The sequence below is a fragment of the Streptomyces niphimycinicus genome (assembly GCF_018883605.1).
GTDB lineage: Bacteria > Actinomycetota > Actinomycetes > Streptomycetales > Streptomycetaceae > Streptomyces > Streptomyces niphimycinicus.
In genome coordinates this window covers 1-4,494 of sequence record NZ_JAHLEM010001013.1, presented here as the reverse complement: position 1 = coordinate 4,494, position 4,494 = coordinate 1, and the positions used below count along the sequence as shown (strand labels likewise).

The window sequence follows — 4,494 nt, the reverse complement described above, 5'->3', positions numbered from 1 at the left end:
CGGCGCACCCACGAGGGCCCGGCGCACTCGCGATGGCGCGGCGCACCCACGATGGCGCGGCGCACCCACGAGGGCCCGGCGCACTCGCGATGGCGCGGCGCCGGACCGTCGCCGTTCCCGGCGGCGGTCCGGCACCCTGGCCTGGTGCTCGGGCGCGCTCCCCTCCTTGCGACGCACCCGCTCACCCGTCTGTGGCGCACACGGAAAGATGAGGGCCCCGCCGCGGAGACGCGCGGGCGGAGCCGGATGCGACAACTGTACGATCTTCACGGGCCGTTCACAATGTTGCGGAAGCCGCACGGCGCGCACTTTGTTCGGGAACTACCGTCTTGTGGCGGGCAACTCACCAGTAATGTGAGGGATATGACTGGTAACCGCTTTCGTGCCGATGAAATCGACACCAGCAAGCCGCACTCGGCCCGCATGTACGACTACTTCCTGGGCGGTAAGACCCACTACGCGGTCGACAGCCTCGCCGCCGAACAGGTCGAGGCCGTCTGGCCCGACGTCAAGCCGTGGACCCGCGCCAACCGGTCATTCATGCACCGCGCGACCCACTGGCTCGCGCGTGAGGCGGGCATACGGCAGTTCCTGGACATCGGCACCGGTATACCCACCGAGCCCAACCTCCACCAGGTCGCCCAGGAGGTCGCGCCGGACTCCCGGGTCGTCTACGCGGACAACGACCCCATCGTGCTGGCCTACGCCCAGGCCCTGTTGCTCTCCACGCCGCAGGGCCGCACCGCCTACATCCACGCGGACGTCACCGAACCGCAGGCCATCCTGGCCGCCGAGGATCTGGCCGACACCCTCGATCTGTCCCAGCCGATCGCCCTGTCGCTCAACGCGATCATGCACTTCATCGCGAACGAGCAGAAGCCGTACGAGATCGTGCGAGAGCTGGTCGAGCCCCTGGCCTCGGGCAGCTTCCTCGTGCTCTCGCACGGTGGGGTCGACCCCCGCGGCGGAGTCTCGGACGCGGTGACCAACCTCTACCGCAGCAGCGGCATCCATGTGCAGGGCCGCACCCAGGAGGAGGTCCTTCCGTTCTTCGACGGGCTGGAACTGGTCGACCCGGGCGTGGTGATGCCCCACCGCTGGAAGCCCGAGAACGAACAGGCCAGGGCAGAGGCGGAGGCCAAGGACCTGTGGATCTACGCGGGCGTAGCACGTAAGCCCTGACCGGGCGGGCAGGACCTGGCCGGGGCGCAGAGCCACTGGCCCTGGGGCGCGGGCCCCGACCAGGGGCGCGGGCCCCATGACCCGGGGCGCAAGTCCGCCCCCGGACAAGACCTGCCGCGGGGCGCGAGCCCTCACCGGGCGTAGGCCCCCGCCCCGGGCGCGAGCCCTCACCGGGCGTAGGCACCGCCCCCGGGCGCGAGCCCTCACCGGAGCACAAGCCGCGCCCCAAGGCAGAAGTCCCGCCTCGAGCAAGCCCCGGGCGACCGTCGCCGAACAGCCCCGAGCAAGCCCCGGGCGACCGTCGCCGAACAGCCCCGAGCAAGCCCCGGGCGACCGTCGCCGAACAGCCCCGAGCGCCCGTCAGCCGAGCAGCCCCCGGGGGCTGCCGTCGCCGAACAGCTCCCCGGCGGCCGTCAGTCGAACCAGCGGGCCCGGGCCAGTTCCTCCGTGCGGGTCAGGTCCTCCAGCAGGGCCGCCACCTCGAAGCGGCGGGACCAGTGGCCCGCGGCCCAGGCCAGACCGGCCGCGACACCCTCGACCGTCGAGGCGTGCAGGGTGCCGTCCACGTACCGCCAGTCCAGCTCGTCCTCGCCCTCGGTCAGGCCCTCGATCAGCAGCTCTTCGTGCTCGATGTACGACAGCGGGGCGCCCGGGAGGAGTTCGCGGACCGCCTCGGGCACCTCGTGCGGATCGCCCTGTGAGGTCACCCGCGCCGGGTACACCTCGCTCAGCCGCCGCACCTGGAACAGCTCGGCCAGCTCCGCCGCCCGGGTGGGCCGTACGGGCAGCAGCGCCCGGCCGTCCGCCTCGGCCAGCGGCATCAGGTCCGGGGCGTCCGCGACCAGTGCCTCGCCCGCCTCGACCACCGTCGGCTCGCCGTCCACGATGGCGCGTACGTCGTCCGGCAGGGTCACCTGCTCGGGTTCCAGGTCGGCCAACTGCCCGTAGATGGCGTGCAACTGGGCGGGAGTCACCTCGCGGTCCGGGTCGGCGAGGCGGGCCAGCAGCTCGGCGGCGCCGCCCGGTTCGTCCAGCAGCGCCGCGACGGAGGTCCGTACGCCCAGCGCCCGCAGCACCTGCTCGTCCTCGAACCCGGCCGCGTCCACCGCCTCGTACAGCCCCGCCAGCAGCGGATCGCCCCCGGCCGCGCGCAGCCCGGCGGGGCGGCGGCCGTCCAGCACCGGATGGCCGCGCAGCCACCACGCGGTGTACGAGCGCACGATCTCCGTCGTGCCGTCCGGCAGCAGCACCCGCACCGGGGCGGTCAGCGCGTCGCGCAGCGGCGGCTGGGCGAGCATGGCGAGCGCCCGCGGCCAGGCGTCGTCGTCGACCAGGTCCAGGTCCCGTACGGCCACGATCTCGGTGGCCACCGGCGGCACCGGCGTCTGCGGCAGCCGGTCCAGCACGTCCTCGCACCACACGTCGACGGCGTCCAGTACGCCGACGTCGTCCGGCTCGGTGAAGTCGCCCTCGCGCGGCTCCAGTTCATCCGGGTCCAGCACCACATCGGTGGCCCTGACCAGCGTGAAGCCCGCCAGCACACCGACCGCGGCCAGCGGCTGCTCGCCCCAGCGCTCGGCCAGTTCGGCGTCGCAGGCGGCCAGTTCGCCCTCCCGCATCACCCGCTCGAAGGCGCTGCCGGGAAGGACCAGTTCACCGGCCGGGGCCAGCTCCCCGTCCTCGTCCGGCAGCGCGAGCGCGGCCAGCCAGGGCTCGTCGCCGGGCGCCAGCCGGGCCTGCTGGACCAGGCCGAGGACGGTGTCGGCCAGCGTATCGGCGTCCAGCGCCGCGCCCAGGGCCTCGCCCTCCTCCGCGAACGGGTCGTACTCGTCCTCCGCCTCCAGCGAATGCGCGACGGCGGCCCGCACCTGGGGGGTCGTCAGCACGGCGCGGGGGGTGGCGGGGGTCGCGCCGAGCTTCTCCAGGAGTGGATGGGCGGCGTCCGGATGTGCAACTTTCAGGCCGAGGCGGGCGAGAGTGCGATGCGTGGCGCCGACCGCGCCGCCGCGTTCGGGGGCCTCCGTGGCCCCGGCGAACCCCGCGGACTCGGCGGTTCCGGCCATCCCGGCCGACTCCGCGGCCCAGGCGGACTCGGCGGTCCCGGCGAACCCCGCGGACTCGGCGGTTCCGGCCATCCCGGCCGACTCCGCGGCCCAGGCGGACTCGGCGGTTCCGGCGAACCCGGCGGACTCGGCGGTTCCGGCCATCCCGGCCGACTCCGCGGCCCAGGCGGACTCGGCGGTCCCGGCGAACCCCGCGGACTCGGCGGTTCCGGCCATCCCGGCCGACTCCGCGGCCCAGGCGGACTCGGCGGTTCCGGCGAACCCGGCGGACTCGGCGGTTCCGGCCATCCCGGCCGACTCCGCGGCCCAGGCGGACTCGGCGGTCCCGGCGAACCCCGCGGACTCGGCGGTTCCGGCCATCCCGGCCGACTCCGCGGCCCAGGCGGACTCGGCGGTTCCGGCGAACCCGGCGGACTCGGCGGTTCCGGCCATCCCGGCCGACTCCGCGGCCCAGGCGGACTCGGCGGTCCCGGCGAACCCCGCGGACTCGGCGGTTCCGGCCATCCCGGCCGACTCCGCGGCCCAGGCGGACTCGGCGGTTCCGGCGAACCCGGCGGACTCGGCGGTTCCGGCCATCCCGGCCGACTCCGCGGCCCAGGCGGACTCGGCGGTTCCGGCGAACCCCGCGGACTCGGCGGTTCCGGCCATCCCGGCCGACTCCGCGGCCCAGGCGGACTCGGCGGTTCCGGCGAACCCGGCGGACTCGGCGGTTCCGGCCATCCCGGCCGACTCCGCGGCCCAGGCGGACTCGGCGGTTCCGGCGAACCCGGCGGCCTCAGCGGTCCCGGCGAGCCCGGCCGTCTCCGCCGTCCCGGCGGTTCGGATGCTGTCCAGGTCGCCGTCGGCCTCGCCCGGCAGCGGCAGCAGCACCTGCCGGGGCCCGATCGTCGTCCGGCCGTCCGCCAGCGGCACCGGCAGCCCGCTGAGCCGGTCCGGGTCGATACCGCCCAGCGAGTCGTACAGCCGCCGCCACCAGGCCGGGGCGCGCTCCACACCCGCGAGCCGGTCGATGAGCTCGCCCAGCGGCACCCGGGCCACGCCCAGCACCCGCAGCTCCGAACGGCGCTCCAGCCCCGCGGGCAGCAGCGTCGGGAACAGCTCGGCCAGCACCTCCACCGTCTCCGCGCCCGCGCCCTCGACGACCTCGGCGTCCCGGGGCCGCAGCGCGTGCGGCTCGCCCTCGAAGCCGCCGCGCGCCAGCACGTCGTCATCCCAGTCGGCCGGGGCGTCGGCCGCCGCCGTCGTCGGC

The 4,494-nt window shown here is 75.3% G+C and carries 1 protein-coding gene and 1 pseudogene; one reads left to right on the top strand and one right to left on the bottom strand.

Translation table 11 applies throughout. The annotated features are described in order from the left end of the window. Nucleotides 1–363 precede the first annotated feature (363 nt). On the top strand, nt 364–1,182 hold the full coding sequence (locus KN815_RS46885) for an SAM-dependent methyltransferase (RefSeq protein ID WP_216347881.1): 819 nt from the start codon (nt 364–366) through the stop codon (nt 1,180–1,182). Between the two features lie 413 nt (nt 1,183–1,595). Here the strand turns inward: KN815_RS46885 and KN815_RS51290 are convergent. Further along, nucleotides 1,596–4,494: pseudogene (locus KN815_RS51290) on the bottom strand (hypothetical protein); the annotation flags it as partial.

What these genes read in the sequence shown, in the direction of transcription:
- KN815_RS46885 (WP_216347881.1), top strand. Translation starts at nt 364, where the DNA reads ATGACTGGTAACCGCTTTCGTGCCGATGAAATCGACACCAGCAAGCCG.